12 protein-coding genes are annotated in these 16982 nt (G+C 34.8%); 6 read left to right on the forward strand and 6 right to left on the reverse strand.

What is annotated here, in order from left to right; genetic code table 11:
* Positions 1-37 precede the first annotated feature (37 nt).
* Together HNS40_RS16645 and HNS40_RS16650 are read right to left on the reverse strand one after the other, a co-directional pair.
* The gene (locus tag HNS40_RS16645) at positions 38-445 is read right to left on the reverse strand and encodes a LytTR family DNA-binding domain-containing protein (protein ID WP_172282914.1); all 408 of its coding nucleotides are present in this window, start codon (positions 443-445) and stop codon (positions 38-40) included.
* Positions 446-484: 39 nt separating this feature from the next.
* On the reverse strand, positions 485-3538 hold the full coding sequence (locus tag HNS40_RS16650; RefSeq protein ID WP_172282916.1) for a sensor histidine kinase: 3054 nt from the start codon (positions 3536-3538) through the stop codon (positions 485-487).
* A gap of 92 nt (positions 3539-3630) precedes the next feature.
* Between HNS40_RS16650 and HNS40_RS16655 the strand changes: the two genes are divergently transcribed.
* Complete coding sequence (locus tag HNS40_RS16655) at positions 3631-5163, forward strand: hybrid sensor histidine kinase/response regulator (RefSeq protein WP_172282918.1); 1533 nt, start codon at positions 3631-3633, stop codon at positions 5161-5163.
* 278 nt (positions 5164-5441) lie between these two features.
* Here HNS40_RS16655 and HNS40_RS16660 read toward each other — a convergent pair whose 3' ends face one another.
* Complete coding sequence (locus tag HNS40_RS16660; protein ID WP_172282920.1) at positions 5442-6284, reverse strand: hypothetical protein; 843 nt, start codon at positions 6282-6284, stop codon at positions 5442-5444.
* Between the two features lie 161 nt (positions 6285-6445).
* On the opposite strand from HNS40_RS16660, the gene HNS40_RS16665 reads away from it, so the two are divergent.
* From HNS40_RS16665 to atpC, 3 genes are all read left to right on the forward strand, one after another.
* Positions 6446-7873, forward strand: a complete 1428-nt coding sequence (locus HNS40_RS16665) for an MFS transporter (protein ID WP_172282922.1) — start codon at positions 6446-6448, stop codon at positions 7871-7873.
* Positions 7874-8081: 208 nt separating this feature from the next.
* Complete coding sequence (gene atpD, locus HNS40_RS16670) at positions 8082-9587, forward strand: F0F1 ATP synthase subunit beta (RefSeq protein ID WP_172282923.1); 1506 nt, start codon at positions 8082-8084, stop codon at positions 9585-9587.
* A 6-nt stretch (positions 9588-9593) separates the two neighbouring features.
* Complete coding sequence (gene atpC / locus HNS40_RS16675; protein WP_172282925.1) at positions 9594-9830, forward strand: ATP synthase F1 subunit epsilon; 237 nt, start codon at positions 9594-9596, stop codon at positions 9828-9830.
* Between the two features lie 160 nt (positions 9831-9990).
* Here atpC and HNS40_RS16680 read toward each other — a convergent pair whose 3' ends face one another.
* Positions 9991-11520 carry a PAS domain-containing sensor histidine kinase gene (locus HNS40_RS16680; RefSeq protein ID WP_172282927.1) on the reverse strand — a complete coding sequence of 510 codons (1530 nt, stop codon included), beginning with the start codon at positions 11518-11520 and terminating at the stop codon, positions 9991-9993.
* A gap of 91 nt (positions 11521-11611) precedes the next feature.
* The gene (locus tag HNS40_RS16685) at positions 11612-12076 is read right to left on the reverse strand and encodes a Fur family transcriptional regulator (RefSeq protein WP_172282929.1); all 465 of its coding nucleotides are present in this window, start codon (positions 12074-12076) and stop codon (positions 11612-11614) included.
* Positions 12077-12388: 312 nt separating this feature from the next.
* Here HNS40_RS16685 and pgk point away from each other — a divergent pair, with 312 nt between their 5' ends.
* Positions 12389-13579: a phosphoglycerate kinase gene (gene pgk / locus HNS40_RS16690; protein ID WP_172282931.1), complete on the forward strand. Its 1191-nt coding sequence runs from the start codon at positions 12389-12391 to the stop codon at positions 13577-13579.
* A 166-nt stretch (positions 13580-13745) separates the two neighbouring features.
* Here the strand turns inward: pgk and HNS40_RS16695 are convergent, their stop codons facing one another.
* Complete coding sequence (locus HNS40_RS16695; protein WP_172282933.1) at positions 13746-15284, reverse strand: YifB family Mg chelatase-like AAA ATPase; 1539 nt, start codon at positions 15282-15284, stop codon at positions 13746-13748.
* Between the two features lie 847 nt (positions 15285-16131).
* On the opposite strand from HNS40_RS16695, the gene HNS40_RS16700 reads away from it, so the two are divergent.
* Positions 16132-16982, forward strand: an 851-nt coding sequence (locus tag HNS40_RS16700) for a hypothetical protein (protein ID WP_216664187.1), incomplete at its 3' end; no start/stop codon positions are given.

Here is a 16982-nt window from a genome sequence, read left to right on the forward strand (position 1 = left end):
AAGTGAAATAGAGTTGATGAAAAATTAGAATTGGGTATTAAACAGAGTCGTATCTATGCACTTTGTGTAAGTCCTTATTAAGATTCTCAAGAGCTTTGTCAGTAAGTTGCTTGAGGTCTTCAATAGAATAGGGTTTCTGTAAAAATGGGATATCACGGAAACGGGCCAGTTTATTTTTGTTTTCTGGAAAGCCACTTATGACAATGACTTCAAATTTTCGAATTGGGAACCTTTCTAATAGATTGATTCCAGAACCTCTTGGCAAATTAATATCTAAGAAAACCAAGTTTGGTTTATGCTTTTTTATCTGTAGAAAAGCATCGTCAATATTTATTGAAGTCCCCAAAAGCTCAATCTCCTTATAGTTTTCAACTAATATTTTTTTAACTAGGGCTTGTGCATCAGATTCGTCGTCAATTAACCAGGCTTTGATTTTCTTTTTCATATGATAAAGATAGTTAATATGTTTAATTATTTGGTTTAATTATAAATTCTTTTCTTGTTCTCCGATAAGTTTTATTCCTCTTTGATATGGAAATTTAAGGATGACTTTCGTCCCTTTGGCTTCTCTTGTTAAATGATTTTGAAGATCAATAACTTCGAATAAAATCTTTTGTTTGGAATTATGGATGTTCAAAAGTTTTATTCTTTCTTCTATTACTTTTAATCCGTGGAGTTCTCTTTTATTGGATTTTTCTGTTTTAAATTCCATTGCTTTTTTTCGACCAATTCCATTATCTAAAATAATACATTCAACCAGTTCTCCTACTTTCTTAAATTGAATCAATAATAAAGCTCCTCTAATTTTTAAATCGGAGAAACCATGGATGATGCTGTTTTCTGCAAATATTTGAATCATGATGGATGGAATTGTGAATTGTTCTAAATCAGATTCCAATTTAATTATAAAGTTAAAATAACTATTGCTTCTTCGCTGTTCTAAACTAAGGTAGGAGTTTAAAAGCTTAACCTCTTTTTCGAGGGTGATTTCTTTATGATAGGCACTATTGAAAATTTGACGGATAAGATCGCCGATTTGTTTTACAAAATAAGTGGCATCATTGGTTCTATTATTTACAATATAGGAGTTAACAGAGTTTAAAGCATTAAACATGAAATGGGGATTCATGACACGGGTGAGGGATTGTTGATGGAAGTCTGCAAGTACTTTCTCATTTTGAAGTCTTTCATTCCTCTTAGAATAGTAAAAATAGAATATGGCACCTAGCAGAGCTAGAATAGAAAATGAAACCAAAATCTTAAAAAACCAAGTATCGTAAAAAACCTTTTTAATTGAAAAACTGATGGAATCTATATTGTCACTTTCGTATCCATATGAATTAATGCCTTTAACTTCAAATGTATAATTCCCTGCTGGCATATAAGGCATCACCACGCTGGCTCGCTTTATTTTTTCCCATTCTTCATTTCCTCCATCAGTAATTCTATAATAATAGGTGATGTTTTTTTTATCATGAAAATCAATAGCATTATATCCTATTTCAATATTGTTTTCATAATGTTCCAGTTCGAAATGACCTATACTGGATTGAAATCTATTCTCACCATTTACCATGAATTCATCAATGTATATTGGGAATTTATCTTCCATAGATAAAACAATAGGGAGATTGATAAGTGATAAACCTCTATCAGTTGCTGCCAACAGATGATTGTTTTTCACTATCTTTAAATCGTGAATATCGCTACCCATAAGGCCATCATTTTTTTTAATGATTTTTGACGATTTAATAACTGGATATTTATAAATAGAGAATTCTACAATATTGATCCCTTTGTTGGTACCTAAATATATAGTAGAGTCATTTAATTGTTTTAAAACTTGAATATTATTGCTAAGAAGGCCTGAGCTTTCATTAAAAATGAAAACAGTATCTGTTTTTACCCAAAATAGGCCCCTACCTTTTGTTCCAATAATTACATCCTCACTATTTTTTGGTGTGATAAAGGTGTTAGAGGTGGTGTATTTGTCTTGATTTATAAAATGGAGTTCTGATAACTGAGCTTTCTGAGGATTGTCTTTCAAATATCGCAACCTCCTCAAATTGTTCATGTCTTGAAATAGTAAATAGGAAAATCCCTCCTCTTTGTCAGGAGGAATGTAGGATGATATTTTGTTCATTCTTAGGTTTTTGGTATTTTCTAGCCTTGTGAGCTTCTTATTTTCTATAGAGAAAAAATCTTCGCAATATAAAAGCCCAGTACTGGTGGCAAACCATAAAATCGAGTCTTGAATGACAAAATCTTTACCGTTGGTGAAGGGATATCTTTTAGCCTCTGCCATTCTACTTTTATTTTGAAATAGTGTGTTTATTGGAATTTCATAAAAAGCAGCACTAGAACTCAAGTATAAATTCCCATGGTATATCTTGGCTTTATTGACTATTTCTCTTTCTAGGGCAGGGATTTCAATCTTTTGAAGTTTGGATTTTAAACCATCTAGAATAAATATTTTATTGGTTCTTGAAACCCCTATGAATCTTTCTTCACTTACTTTTAATATCTGAGATATGTAATTGGCTATAAAGTTCCCTCCCGCAGAGTAATTAGTGATATATAAAGATTGTACATGATGCACACCACCCAATAATGTAGTAACCCATCCTCTTGTATTCTGGTCGTACCTTAAAGAGGTAACACACTGATCCTCTAAAAATGAAAGATGGGGAGGGCTTGCCAATGATTCATCCCTGTAGAACATCAACCCATGATCAACACTCCCAACCCATATTCCTCCCAAAATTCCTTTTATGGCATAAAGAGGAGTATAATCAATAGGATATGTAAGAATACGACCATCTTTATGAAAAGTAAATGCTTGTGAATCTGTGAAATATATTACTTTATCAGGGAATTCTATATATAGGTTTCTATTGGGTAGGATGTCTGCGGTATTTTTGCATCGATATTTTAATTCGATTTTTTGTCCATCAATAATAGCAGTGGTGATAACACTGTCTTTGTTTTTGTTATATTGACTGTAAAATAGATGTTGGTCATCTGGTTTTGAGATACAAACGCTATCTCCTCGATTTATATTATATAATTCAAATTTATCACCCTTGATATGAATCATCTTTCCTCTAGTTAGAGAAAATACAACTTCGTTGGTGTCAAATGGATATAGGGTTCCGGAGGCAATGATCTCCACACTATTTTTCAAGGTCTTTATAATATCATTGCCTTTGAAGTGATGGACTTTGCCATTTTCATAATAAGATAATAAGCCTGAGATACCAGCAAACCAAATTCGTCCAAAACGATCTTTTTCAATTTCTAGAATGGTATTTTCTGTTAAACCATCATTTATATCTAATGTGGTGAAAGTTTCTCCATCAAAATAACATACGCCATTATTAGTTGCAAACCATAAATACCCTTTGTCGTCGATTAAACTCTTGTATACTTCATCTGAAGGTAGTCCGTCGTGGGTATGGAAAAATTGCATTCCAGGCGTTTGTGAAAAAAGCTGGGAGCTAAATAGGACCAATAGAAATAATAAAAGTTTAATTTTCATATAGAAGTCTTTGTATCAAATTTACTAAAAATATTGTAATCCGTAAATAAGATTATGTACCTTTGAAGAGCTTTATTCAATGGAACTAACAAATGGCCGAATTTACATCTACGCATCTACCAGCTGATCTCGATTTTTATCAGAAAATCTTTGAAAAACTCAATGATATTATTTTTCTGGTAGACTCCTCCGGTCGCCTTCTAGAAACTAATTACAGGAAAGAGCAATTGTATAATGTTCAAACTATTTTTCAAGATAAGGATTGGAAAAATATTCAAAGAATTATTCATAGTGAATTAAAAGAATCAGATCCTTCTATAGAGTTGGAAATGGAACTGTTGATGGAGGATAAGCGGGTTTGGTATAGATGTAGGGTTGGTTGCATAGAAAAATGCGAGGATAATAATGCCTTGTACCTTATTGCCTTAAATAGTATTCAAAAACAAAAAACTAGAGAGGAAGAATTAATTAATGCCAAGGAAAAAGCAGAATCCCAAGAGAAACTAAAGACTAGTTTTTTAGCGAATATGAGCCATGAGATTAGAACGCCTATGAACTCAATACTTGGTTTTTCTGACCTTATTCAACGTTCCGAAGATAGAACTGAGCGGAGGCAATATTTGGACATTATTAAGAGCAGTGGTCGCTATCTTTTGAATATTATTAACGATGTGATTGATATATCAAAAATCGAATCTGGATTAATAGATATTAAAGTTCACAGGGTAGACATCAATGAGATGATTAGTGAATTGGCAGATATTTACAGAAGTGATCCTAGATTACAAACCAAGGATGTTGAGATCATTCCTATAATGCCACTGAAAAATGCAGATGCTTTAATACTCACTGATAAAACTCGTTTGCGTCAAATCTTAAGCAATTTAATTGATAATGCGGTTAAGTTCACCCATAAAGGGCATATAGAAATAGGTTATCAATTACTCGAAAAGCAAAAACAAGATAGAACTCCCCATATTCAGTTCTTTGTAAAAGATAGTGGTTTGGGGGTTCCTAAATCGGATCAAGCATTAATATTTGATCGTTTTCATCAGGTAAGGGAAGGTGATCAAGCCATTGGAAGTGGATTAGGATTAGCCATTGTTAAAGCTTTGGTGACTAAGCTTGGTGGTAAATTATCTTTAGTATCTGAGAATGGAAAAGGCTCCCAGTTTAGTTTTTTAATTCCTTACCTTCAAAGAAGCAAAGAGTCAGATAAAGAAGTGGACTCTTCTTCTAATGTTGAAGTGCCTGATTTAAAAGGGCGTCATATTCTAATAGCAGAAGATGTGGATGCTAATTATAAGTTTGTTTCTGCCGTTTTGAGGAAAACTTATGTGAAATTAACTTGGGTTAAAAATGGAAAAGATGCAGTGGAGGCTGTTATAGAGAATGATAAGTTTGATCTTATTTTAATGGATTTAAGAATGCCAATTATGGATGGCTATAAAGCCTCTGAGCATATTAAAATCATTCAGCCTAAAATACCTATTGTTGCATTAACGGCTTTTGCTGTAGAAGGGGATATGGAAAAAGCTTTAGAAGCTGGTTGTGACGATTATTTAACCAAACCTATAAATATTCCTGATTTCTTTGGGAAATTGAACTTCTATCTTACTATGTAGTATTTCTGATTGGTGATTTATGATTTATGAATGGATGATTTGTGATTTTAGGAGAGCGTATTCTAGTAAAAATTAGGCTTAGTATGGAATAGTAAAGGGGTTCAATCTACAACAATCATACTATTCTATCATGGTTCCATTCAATCATTCGCTCATTGGGATTTAGAAATAAAGTAAAGATTCGTAAAGCATAGAAAAGATTTCCAATCTACAACAGTTATACTATTCTCTCATTGTCCCATTAAATCATTCTTTCATAGCCTCATTCACTCATTCCTTCACAACTCAAACAGCTTGCCACACTTCATATTCTTTTTCAATTTGGGAAACAAACTAACGAAACTTGGTAGTCGATGGATTTTAATGGTTTTATTCCTTATTTTGGTATATATACGCTCCTCAAAGTTTTTTTGCTCTGTATTAAAGAAATATTTAAAGTGGTCTTTTCCTGCCCATGCTGTGATATAAAGCTTTAATTCCTGATTTAATTCATATTCCGGAAAATCGATTTTACTCAATTCATTCCAAAACCAGCTTTCTGTAAAGGGTGGCTTTTCTCCTCGCTGATAAGGGAACTGACTCTTGATGGTTTCAAAGAACAACAAATGATGGGCCCGTATTTTTATTTTAATGAAATCCATTTCTTTTGGCCTATCCATAAAGGTAAAAACAAACCTGGCTCCACAACTGGTTTTGTGTTTCATCTCATTTCGTTTTTCCCAATGATCGGTAAAAAAAGGAGAGGAGGGCCTGTTTGGAATTAACGCTGGCAATTCAACAATATCCTTTGGAGATAAATCCTGATTAGTTCTAACAAAAGAGTTTTTAATATCCCATTCATATTCATCCATCAGGAAGTCTCTTTTGCTAGGCAAGTAAAAAGGAGTTTGACAAGAAGAATAGTTTACGCGTAAGTTGTTTTGAATCATGAAATGTTGAAACATCAATTCAGCAATTTGGCCTTTAGTAATGTTTTCAATTTTCCTGTGGAGTGAAAGTAAATTAATTTTCTTGGTGGTAAAAGCAACCGATAAAAGCGCATAATTAATGGCTTTATTGATGACGCCATTTACAATACGTTCGGGTAAACTCTCTATGATAATAATGTCGTGGGACAACATAATATTGATTTTTAAGTGGCATTCCAAAGGTAAGAAATCCTTTCATACTATTTTGAATGAATTTTGATTCTGGAAGTTTTTCGAATAACAACTCGAAGGACTCTATATTTTCCCTACTTTAGCCCATTAAAAAATAAAAACAAACTTTAAACAATAAGAAAATGACAGAAGTAATAAACAAAAGCCTGAGAGATTCTAAAGGCGCAAGGTGGGGAGCTCTTGCCGTTGTGTCCTTTACAATGATGACAGGTTATTATATCAATTATGTGATTTCTCCATTGAAACCACTCTTAGAAGAAGCTTTTGGCTGGAATAGTGTTGATTTTGGTCTTTGGAATAGTGCTTATGGCTGGTTTAATGTATTCTTCTTGATGTTGATTTTTGGAGGAATTATTTTAGATAAAATTGGTGTTAGATTTACTGGTCTTGGAGCTGCTCTTACTATGATTGTAGGTACGCTATTGCAGTATGCTGCAATTGCAGAGATGGTTCCAATGGGTGATGTTTATTTTGCTGGAACATTTTTAGAAATGAAATCTCAAATTGCTTTTGGTGCACTTGGTTTTGGAATATTTGGAGTGGGTGTTGAAATTGCTGGAATTACAGTAAGTAAGATTATTGTAAAATGGTTTAAAGGCAAAGAATTAGCCTTAGCCATGGGTCTTGAAATGGCCACTGCTCGTATGGGTACTGCTCTTGCTTTAGCACTTCCTTATCCAATGGCTACAGCTTGGTTTGGTACTAAAGCCATGCCTGCGCTTTCTGCTCCTGTTATGTTAGGGCTAGGTCTTTTAGTAGCTGGATTTGTAGCTTTTATCTGGTATACATTCATGGATAAAAAACTAGAAAAATCAGAAGGTATTCAAGACGAAGTTAGTGAAGAAGATGAGTTCAAAGTAAGTGATATCTTAACTATTCTTACAAATAAAGGATTCTGGTTAATCGCTTTCCTTTGTGTATTATTCTACTCTGGAGTTTTTCCATTCCTTTACTATGCAACTGACTTAATGATAAATAAATATGGCGTAGATCCAGAGTTTGCGGGTTCTATTCCCGGGTTGCTTCCTTTTGGAACTATTCTATTGACACCTTTATTTGGTAGTATTTACGATAGAAAAGGTAAGGGTGCCACCATCATGTTAATCGGTTCTGTGATGTTATTAATAGCTCATACCGTTTTTGCCATTCCATTCATTACTAATTACATAGTAGCGATTGCTCTTATTTTATTCTTAGGGGTAACTTTCTCTTTAGTACCTTCAGCTATGTGGCCATCTGTTCCAAAGATAATTCCGGAAAAACAATTAGGAACAGCTTATGCACTTATTTTCTGGGTTCAGAACTGGGGGCTAATGGGTGTGCCACTATTGATTGGTTGGGCTTTAGATTATTCTAACCCAGAAGTGATGGCTGCTAAAGCTGCTAAAGCTGCTGGTGATGCTAGTGTAATAATCCCAGCTTATGATTATACACTGCCTATGCAGATTTTTGCTACTACAGGTTTTTTAGCGATTATTGTTGCTTTAATGTTAAAAGCAGAAGACAAGAAAAAAGGTTATGGTTTAGAGCTTCCTAATATTCAGAATTAACAGCTACTCTAACAAAAATATTATCCTGCTTCTCCAATATTTGGAAAGGCAGGATTTTTTTTGCCAATTAGTTGGGATTTCTCAAGATATTAGTGATAAAATGAGGCTGTTAGGGGAGGGGTATAGTTGCGCTAAAAAAAAGAAGCATTAAAATGCCTGAATTTGGATAGATTGTTTTATATTTGCTTCAAATTTTAAGCGTTAATTCATGAGTAATAAGATAGTAGGAAAAATATCCCAGATCATTGGCCCAGTCATTGATGTTAGCTTTGAAGACGAAGGTCGTATGCCGAAAATTTATGATGCCCTTTCAATCACTACCGAAAGTGGTAATACCATTGTTTTAGAAGCACAACAAGATATAGGTGAAAACACCATGAGAACCATTGCAATGGATTCTACTGATGGTCTTTATAGAGGTATGAAGGTGACTTCAGAAGGCATGCCCATCTCTATGCCAACAGGTAAAAGTGTAAATGGCCGTTTGTTCAATGTGATTGGCGAATCTATTGATGGTTTACCAAAAGTAGAATCTGAACTTAGGTACCCTATACATAGGGATCCTCCAAAATTCGAAGACTTAACTACTTCCAAAGAGATTCTTTTTACTGGAATTAAGGTGATCGATTTGATTGAGCCTTATTCTAAAGGAGGAAAAATTGGTTTATTCGGTGGAGCTGGTGTTGGTAAAACTGTAATTATTCAGGAATTGATTAATAATATTGCAAAAGCTTACGATGGACAATCTGTTTTTGCAGGTGTTGGTGAGCGTACTCGTGAAGGTAATGACTTATTAAGAGAGATGATTGAATCGGGTATTATCAAATATGGTGATGCCTTTAAAGAAGACATGGAAAAAGGAGGATGGGACCTTTCTAAAGTGGATATGAAGGAGATGGAAAAATCGACTTTAACTTTAGTGTTTGGTCAGATGAACGAACCTCCTGGGGCACGTGCTCGTGTAGCTCTTTCTGGTTTAACCATGGCAGAGTATTTCCGTGATGGTGATGAGGAAAGTGGTGGACGTGATATCCTTTTCTTTGTGGATAATATTTTCCGTTTTACACAAGCTGGTTCTGAGGTGTCTGCACTATTAGGTCGTATGCCTTCTGCAGTAGGTTATCAGCCAACTCTAGCTACTGAAATGGGTATCATGCAAGAGCGTATTACTTCTACTAAGCGTGGTTCTATCACATCTGTGCAGGCGGTTTATGTTCCTGCGGATGATTTAACTGACCCTGCTCCAGCTACAACATTTGCTCACCTTGATGCTACTACAGTATTGAATAGAAAGATTTCAGAGCTTGGGATTTATCCAGCTGTGGATCCTCTAGATTCTACATCTAGAATTCTTTCTCCAGATATCGTTGGCGATGAGCATTATAATACGGCTCAAAAAGTAAAAGAAATTCTTCAACGATATAAAGAGCTTCAAGATATTATTGCCATTCTAGGTATGGATGAATTGTCTGAAGAGGATAAATTGGTAGTACACCGTGCACGTCGTGTGCAGCGTTTCTTATCTCAACCATTCTTCGTTGCAACTCAGTTTACTGGATTAGAAGGTAAATTCGTTAGTATTGAAGATACTATCAAAGGATTTAATATGATTCTTGATGGTGAGGTTGACCAATATCCTGAAGCTGCTTTCAACTTGGTAGGTACCATTGAAGAAGCTATAGAAAAAGGTAAAAAACTAATTGCACAAAACTAAGCGATTATGAATTTAGAAATCGTAACACCAGATAAAATTGTTTTTGAAGGAGAAGCCGAATTGGTTCAATTACCAGGTTTGGATGGTTCTTTTGAGGTGCTTGATCATCACATGCCTATGATAGCTGGTTTAGCTAAAGGTAAAGTGAAGGTGATAGATGCCAATAAAAACGAAAACTTTTATGATATCAAAGGCGGTGTTTTAGAAGTGGTAGATAATAAAGTGATGGTTTTGGCACAATAGTTAAAATATAATCTCATAAAAAATCCGATTTGCATTTTGTGAATCGGATTTTTTTTTGTCAATGGGATGATGAAAAAAGGGGTAACCCAAAATACTAAAGAAACAATAGCTTCCTATGTGGATTTTGTGAACCCTACTAGAGCTTCGTGCAATAATAATATTACTTCTGTAATAAATTTGATTTCTTGAGGATGATTCTAAAGGTAGTCCCTTTACCAATAGATGATCTCTTCACGAAAATTTTACCTTTATGGTAATTGGTGATGATTCTATCAGCCAAAGATAGTCCCAGCCCCCAGCCACGTTTTTTGGTGGTAAATCCAGGTTTGAAAATACTTTTCTGCTTGTTTGTTGGAATACCTTTTCCAGTATCAGTGATGTCGATATAAACCGATTGATCATCTTCAAATAGTATAATATCAATATCTCCCTTGCCTTCCATGGCATCAACGGCATTCTTGCACAGATTCTCTATCACCCAGCCAAAAAGAGGAATATTCAATGGGGCCACAATATTATGGCCATTGACGGCGTCGATCTCTACGCTATAATTAACTTTCTTAGAAGTTCTCTTTTTGAAGTAATCCACAAACTCTAGTACTACGGCACCCACATCGCCAAGAAGAAGTTTTGGTATGGATCCAATTTTACTAAACCTATCTGTAATCACTTCTAGTCTATGCACATCTTTCTCCAACTCACTCAATGAGTCCTCGTCTACTTCTTGCATACGAAGGAGGTCTATCCATGCAATCATAGAGGACAAAGGAGTTCCCAATTGATGAGCGGTTTCTTTTGCCAAACCAGCCCATACTTGATTTTGCTCCGATTTTCTCGAAGTACTAAATATTAAATAACCTAATATAATGAATAAAGCCATAGCGGCTAAAATGGCTAATGGAAAATACCTTAAGCGTGTTTGCAAAAGGCTATCTTTATAATAGATATATCTTTTTCCAGAGTAGGGGAGGTCAATGGTAATAGGGGTGTTTTGAGTTTGCATTTCGTGAATCAATTCCTGCACGAAAGCAGTGTCTGATATTTTAGCTTCCTCAATATTTCCATAATCCATAATATGAGTTCTACTGCTATCAGTTACTATTACAGGAACCGAAGCCGAGTTTAGTACAATTTCCTCTATAAAGGACTCATTGAGGTCGCGCACTATTTGCTGAATCCTAGAATATATAAGGGAGTTTTTATAGTAAAGATAAAACTTATCCGACTCAATGTATTCCAACACTATGGGTTGGTATTCAGTAAATTCTTTTAGTAAAGCTCCTTTTAAATATCTAGTAGAATCAGTGTTGATATCAATATTCACACTGCTAAGTATTTCTCTTTTTTTATTGGTTTGAATAACCGGAATAGTAGTGTTTTCTCTCAGTAAATCTAAATAAAAGGTAAGATCTTCATTGGAATCGTTGGTGGAGATCTTTTGGTAAGCCTTGGCCAGAAGGGCTACCCTTTTGCGCTCTTCTATTTTCAGTTTCTGGAAAAGAGAGTCTGTAGAAGCTACCAAATGAGACTTACTCACAATGGTATTTGCCCAAAGCTCCATATTCTGTCTTTCGTTTTGCCTGATTTGGTTCACCAAGGAATTGGTATACCATAGAGAAACACTGACGATAAAAATTCCGACAACAGATAGTAGAAGTTTGAGTTTGTTCTGGTGATTATAGATGTTCATATTAGCTAGCCTTAACACAAAGATATTAAAAGATCAATAGTGTATAACGCTAAAAGAAGCTATATATTGAATGAAGATTGTTTTTTTAAAATTAATGTTTGTCTCCCGATTTGGTATTGCAATGGCCATAGAAAGTTAAAGAGTGACTGGTTACGGTCACATTTAAAAGCTTTTCTATGCTGTCTTTAATCTCTTGTAATCTTGGGTCGCAAAATTCAAGAACACTACCATCATCTAAGCAAATAAAGTGATCGTGTTGTCTAAATTTAAATGATCTTTCAAACTGTGCGCAATTATTACTAAATTGATGTTTGGTGACTAAACCACATTCTAATAATAGTTCCATGGTATTATAAAGTGTAGCGCGACTCACTCTATACTTATTGTTTTTCATTTTGATATAAAGAGTTTCTATATCAAAATGGCCTTCAGTATTGTAAATTTCTTGTAGGATAGTATAGCGCTCTGGTGTTTTTCTCTGTCCGTTTTTTTGTAAAAATTCAGTGAAAATCTTTTTTACCGCCTCGAAAGTTTCTTTGTTGCTGTCGTTCTTCATCAATTCCCTATTGTGAACTCGTTTAAGATTATCTTTAAACCAGTTCTATGTATAATCTGTATCTAAAATCTCATTAGGGTACAAAAGTAATAAATTTCTTTTATTTAGAATTAATAAAAATAAAAAACAGAGAAATACTTAATATTTATTTGTGTAATTCTGTGAGAATATTTAGGTTTTAGTGTGTATATAATTCTTTGATAGTTTTAAGATTGAAGAAGGAAGGTCAAAAAAGTAAAATTTTAATTATCTTGCGATTATTCGTAATTTTGCCGAGCAAACACGATCAAAATATTTAAAAAAAATTTTATAATGAAAACAATTGATGACATTTCTTTTGCCGGAAAAAGGGCTTTAATTAGAGTGGATTTTAATGTTCCACTTAATGATAAATTTGAAATTACTGATGAAACTAGAATAAATGCTGCTATTCCAACCATCAAGAAGATATTGGCCGATGGTGGTTCAGTGGTTTTGATGTCGCATTTAGGTCGCCCTAAAATGGGTCCTGAGCATAAATTCTCTCTTCAACATTTGGTGCCTACTTTATCTAAGAAATTAGAAACAGGAGTAATTTTTGCTGATGATTGTATCGGAGAAGATGCCGAAGCCTTGAGTGGAGCGCTAGTAGCTGGAGATGTTTTATTATTAGAGAATCTTCGTTTCTATAAAGAAGAAACAAAAGGTGATAAAGGTTTTGCTGAAAAACTAAGTAAGCATGGAGATATTTATGTGAACGATGCCTTTGGAACTGCTCACAGAGCTCATGCCAGTACTGCAATTATCGCTGAATTTTTTCCTAATGATAAAATGTTCGGTTATGTTATGGCTGGAGAAATTCGAAGCATCAATAAAGTATTACATGAATCACAAAAACCATTCACAGCTATTTTAGGTGGTGCTAAAGTATCTGATAAAATTGGTATCATTGAGAATTTGATGGAAAGAGCCGACCACTTAATTATTGGTGGTGGCATGATGTTTACTTTCATTAAAGCCATGGGTGGCGAAATTGGAAATTCATTGGTAGAAGAAGATTTGTTAGACACAGCTGTAGAATTATTCAAAAAAGCGGAGGAGCGTGGAGTTAAAATTCATATCCCTGAAGATGCGATAGTTGCTGATGATTTTAATAATGATGCCAATAGAAAAGAAATCAGAGCCGACGAGATTGAGTCAGGTTGGATGGGCTTAGATGTGGGGACAGAAACACGCAAAGCTTTTAATGATGTTTTACTTCAGAGTAAAACTATTCTTTGGAATGGTCCTATGGGCGTTTTTGAAATGGAGAATTTCTCTCACGGTACTAAAGCCATTGCACTTTCTGTTGCGGCATCTACCAAAGAAGGAGCTTTTAGCTTAATCGGAGGTGGCGACTCTGTAGCTGCCATTAATAAATATAAACTTGCAAACCAAGTGAGCTATGTTTCCACTGGTGGTGGGGCCATGTTAGAATATATGGAAGGTAAAGTGCTTCCTGGTATTAAAGCGATAATGGACTAAGAGTTCAAAGTTTAAAGTTCGAGGTTCAAGGTTTGTGCTTCGTAAAATAAATAGAGCAGCTGAAATTAGTTTTGGCTGCTTTTATTATTGCAGTATCTAATAATAAAAAATAGATAGTCAGAGGTTTGTATCTATAATCTAGAAATTGTTATCTTTTAACTGTCATTTAAGTTCCCCAATTATCCCGATCCAAACTTCGATAATTAATAGCTTCTGCCAGATGATCATTTTGTATGCTTACTGAGGATTCTAAATCTGCAATAGTTCTGGCCACTTTTAAAATCCTATCGTAGGCACGCGCAGAAAGACTAAGTCGTTCCATGGCATTTTTGAGTAATTCTCTGCCGCCCTCATCAAGCTTACAATATATTTGCAGTTGCTTGCTCGACATTTGTGCATTTGCATGAACTTTAGTGTCTTCGCTAAACCTCACTTGTTGAACCTCTCTGGCTTTTATCACTCGTTCACGAACAAATTGACTTTTCTCACCTTGTTCCACACTATTCATTTCTCTAAACGGAACTGGCACTACTTCCACATGAATGTCTATTCTGTCAAGGAGAGGACCAGATATTTTATTCAGGTATTTCTGTACAATTCCTGGGGCACAAACGCAATCTTTATCAGGGTGGTTATAATAGCCACAGGGACATGGGTTCATGGCGGCAATCAGCATGAAATTGGCAGGGTATTCAACGCTAAGTTTGGCTCGAGAGATAGTGACGACTCTATCTTCCATAGGTTGGCGCATGACTTCGAGTACGGTTCTTTTAAATTCAGGCAATTCATCTAAAAATAATACCCCATTCTGTGCTAATGAAATCTCCCCAGGCTGCGGATAAGTTCCCCCACCTACGAGGCCTGCGTCAGAAATGGTATGGTGTGGAGATCTAAAAGGTCTAACTGAAACTAGGGCATCTGTTCTTCTCAGTTTTCCTGTAACCGAATGGATTTTGGTTGTTTCTAAAGCTTCATGTAAACTAAGGGGCGGTAAAATACTGGGCATACGCTTTGCCAGCATGGTTTTTCCTGCACCAGGAGGGCCAATGAAAATCACATTATGACCGCCAGCAGCTGCAATTTCTAAGGCTCTTTTAATGTTTTCTTGGCCTTTCACATCTTCAAAGTCGAACTCGTAATCATTAAGGCTGGAATAAAACTCTTTTCTTGTATCGAGAACTTCCTTTTCCATACTTGGTTTTCCATCGAAGAAGTCAATCACATCTTTTATGTTTTCTGCTCCATAAACCTCTAGATTATTTACAATAGCGGCCTCTTTTGCATTTTGTTTAGGCAGAATAAATCCTTTGAAACCCTCCTCTCGGGCTTGTATGGCTATCGATAAGGCTCCCTTAATAGGTTGTAAGCTGCCATCTAAAGAAAGCTCACCCATGATGATATACTTATCGATGTCCTTGGATTGCATTTGCTCGGAAGCTGCTAAAATACCAGCTGCTAGTGTGAGGTCGTAAGCTGAGCCTTCTTTACGGATATCGGCAGGTGCCATATTAATAACTATCTTCTTTCCAGGTAATCGATAACCAATGTGTTTCAATGCCGACTCAATGCGTTGATGACTTTCTTTAACTGCGCTATCGGGTAGTCCAACTAAATAAAAATTGACACCTTGATCTACATTTACTTCTACTGTGATGGTTATGGCATTGACCCCAATAAGAGTACTACCAAAGGTTTTAATGAGCATAATAGGGAGAATTTGGGATGCTAAGTGGCTAAGGTACAAATTTTCATGAAATAATATGGTTGAAATGATCTGAAGTAAAGTAAGCCTCTGCTAAAATTTAGGGATAAACTAAATATTTAGGGCAGTCTAAATGCGTTTCTTTTCATCATATATATCCGTTTTTAACAATGACATCCTTCTTGATAATATAAGAACATATAATATTAAAAAAAAAACTTGTAGATCGAATTCGATTATTAAATCTAGAGCTCAGGTTTGAAAAACTTCAATGCAAATATTTGGAGAAATGAAGCCATTAAGTATGTTAATTTTAATCAAAATATGAATTAAAAATTTATTTTATGGCTTCATTTTGGCTCCACTGTCTTATTTTAAAAGTTAATAATTTATTAATAAATTCATTAATTATGAAAATTATTTTGCTTGTCCTTATTAACTATTATCAATTAAAAAAATGCTAAAACTCTTTCATTGCTTGGGTTTGGGAATAGGATCTTAAGTCAAGATCAGTTTTATATTTAAATAATCATGAAATATTCGAAATGCTAATAAAGTGCTTGATGATTTCCAAATCCGTCCTCGTATTCCAGAATTTGGACGTTTTGCGATACTTGATCATTCGGTATAACCTTTGGAAAACAGTTCTTTATAATGTTGGCATAATTATTATTGTAGTTACTTATAAGCCTATGTAAATTTGAAAATGAGATCTTTATGTGATATTCCGATTGTTTGATTAATAACTAATAATCAATACCTTTGATGACCTTTTGCTAAGATGTCTGATTCATTTGATACGCTTTTACCCTAATTATTGAACCCTAATCGTAAAATTAAAATTTGTATTATGAATATAAAGTCTTTACTCTTTACAGTCGCCTTATTTGCGTTTCTTGCAACAAATGGCTACTCAGATATTGAAAAATCCTTAGATGACCCGCCTATCCTGAACCATTATAGTCATATTATAGATGATTCAAATGGTTCTAGTGATAATGATGGAAAAGCCGAAGGTGGCGAATCAATAAACATGCCTGTAAATATTAGTAATTCTGGGGAATCTGTTGCTACAGATGTTTCAGCTATTTTAAGCTGTACCCATCCATCAATTACGATTACAGATGCCAACGAAAGTTATCCTGATATTCCAATTGGTGCTAATAGACAAACAGATTATGACTATGATTTCATAGTTGCAACTGGTATATTAGTTCAGTTTAATGTCACTTTCACCTTAGACATTACTTCTAATGAAGGCACTTGGACTGATACTTTTATCGTAACCATTTATCCTGATAATGCTAGCCCAATGCCAGTCTTAGAATACCAAGCTCATAACTTCTTTGAGGCTGGTGCTGATGACGATGATTTAGCCGAAGGTGGAGAATCTATTAGAATGCCTATTGAGTTATTAAACTCTGGAGAAGCAAGAGCCACTGTGGTTTCTGCAGTTATCTCTACTAATGACCCTGCTATTACGCTTACTGATGCTAGTGAAAACTATCCTCACATTGAAGCAGGATACGATGAGTGGTCAAATTATAACTATAACTTCGATATTGCTCCTGGTATTACTCAAACTAGAACGGTAGAGTTCAACATTGAGATGACTTCTAACCAAGGTACTTGGACTGATGTTTTCACCATTGAAATACATCCTGACAATATAGTATATATGCCAGAGCTGGCTTATGCTGC

The sequence above is a fragment of the Lentimicrobium sp. S6 genome (assembly GCF_013166635.1).
Lineage (GTDB): Bacteria > Bacteroidota > Bacteroidia > Bacteroidales > UBA12170 > UBA12170.

Coding starts and splice junctions, on each gene's coding strand:
- HNS40_RS16645 (WP_172282914.1), bottom strand. CDS start 445: ATGAAAAAGAAAATCAAAGCCTGGTTAATTGACGACGAATCTGATGCA.
- HNS40_RS16650 (WP_172282916.1), bottom strand. CDS start 3,538: ATGAAAATTAAACTTTTATTATTTCTATTGGTCCTATTTAGCTCCCAG.
- HNS40_RS16655 (WP_172282918.1), top strand. CDS start 3,631: ATGGCCGAATTTACATCTACGCATCTACCAGCTGATCTCGATTTTTAT.
- HNS40_RS16660 (WP_172282920.1), bottom strand. CDS start 6,284: ATGTTGTCCCACGACATTATTATCATAGAGAGTTTACCCGAACGTATT.
- HNS40_RS16665 (WP_172282922.1), top strand. CDS start 6,446: ATGACAGAAGTAATAAACAAAAGCCTGAGAGATTCTAAAGGCGCAAGG.
- atpD (WP_172282923.1), top strand. CDS start 8,082: ATGAGTAATAAGATAGTAGGAAAAATATCCCAGATCATTGGCCCAGTC.
- atpC (WP_172282925.1), top strand. CDS start 9,594: ATGAATTTAGAAATCGTAACACCAGATAAAATTGTTTTTGAAGGAGAA.
- HNS40_RS16680 (WP_172282927.1), bottom strand. CDS start 11,520: ATGAACATCTATAATCACCAGAACAAACTCAAACTTCTACTATCTGTT.
- HNS40_RS16685 (WP_172282929.1), bottom strand. CDS start 12,076: ATGAAGAACGACAGCAACAAAGAAACTTTCGAGGCGGTAAAAAAGATT.
- pgk (WP_172282931.1), top strand. CDS start 12,389: ATGAAAACAATTGATGACATTTCTTTTGCCGGAAAAAGGGCTTTAATT.
- HNS40_RS16695 (WP_172282933.1), bottom strand. CDS start 15,284: ATGCTCATTAAAACCTTTGGTAGTACTCTTATTGGGGTCAATGCCATA.